Source organism: Candidatus Accumulibacter vicinus (assembly GCF_000584955.1).
GTDB classification, from domain to species: domain Bacteria; phylum Pseudomonadota; class Gammaproteobacteria; order Burkholderiales; family Rhodocyclaceae; genus Accumulibacter; species Accumulibacter vicinus.
This window is the reverse complement of the sequence record NZ_JDSS02000042.1, coordinates 40488-41471: the sequence shown is the minus strand read 5'-3', so window position 1 is coordinate 41471 and position 984 is coordinate 40488. Positions and strand designations below refer to the sequence as shown.

Annotated in this window: 1 pseudogene; it reads right to left on the bottom strand. The window is 55.9% G+C overall.

Annotated features, from left to right (window positions below):
* Positions 1-788: pseudogene (locus tag CAPSK01_RS18220) on the bottom strand (MarR family transcriptional regulator); the annotation flags it as partial.
* Positions 789-984: the final 196 nt, after the last annotated feature.

Here is a 984-nt window from a genome sequence, read left to right as displayed (position 1 = left end):
GCCTCGTAGAGCGGCTTGAGGATCTCTTCGGAACGAAACACCAGATCAGTAGAGTATTCAACCTGCATCAGGCTCCAGTGATAGGTCTGGCCAAAGACATCGAGCACCGGGCAGCACTGCTGGGTGTAGCCGTCCAGAATCGCATGCAGAGTGTCCGGGGAGAAACCATCCGCAAGTTGCTGAGCCCGTTCCCAGTCGTCGATGCGGATGAAAGCGTTGTCGGCCGTGGTGTAGCCGATGCCTGCAGCCGTCAGCGAACGCGCCAGCCAACTGTGACCATTGCAGTAGAACTGAAGCCGGAACGGGCACCAAGTAGGCACGCGCAGGAAGGTCAAGCCCAGTGTCTCGTCGATGAAATAGAAGTAGTAGTGCAGACACTTGCCCGAGGTATGGCGCAGGAAGGTTTGATGTGTGCGTTTGTCGTGCCAAGGCTCGTAGGCGTCGCACGCTTCCATCGCGGAGAGGATATGCACCAATCCTGGGTGATCGCCACGTTCCTTGATCACCGCGGCAACGACGTCTTCCTTCCGGACGTGCGTCTGAGAAATGTGCTGGATCTGTACCCCTTGTTGCGCCGCCAGAGCCTGTGCTCCTTCACGGATACGCTCACGCAACGGTTCCGCAAAGCGCGGGTAGTCAAAAATCCGGATGTGCTGAGCGTTGAGAAAACTCGTCATTCCCGCCGCGTAGCAAGCACCCGGCAAGGTGCCCGTAATCACGATCCGGTCATAGCAGGAAAGCACTCCAGCAAGACGCTCTTCATAGCGATCCGTCAGCATCTCGGTCATGGTTGTCTCCACTCAACTGTTTGCGCTATGACCACAGCTTCTCCCTCTTTGGTTCCGGCTTCGCCGGCTTAGGATACTAACCGAGGTTTAACATGCCTAAAAAACATGGCTCATTATGGATTCCAGGTTGGTGCGGGCGGGAGCCAAAAAAAATAAGGGGCCACGTTCGCTTTATCCAGCGAAAATCAGGTAAAGA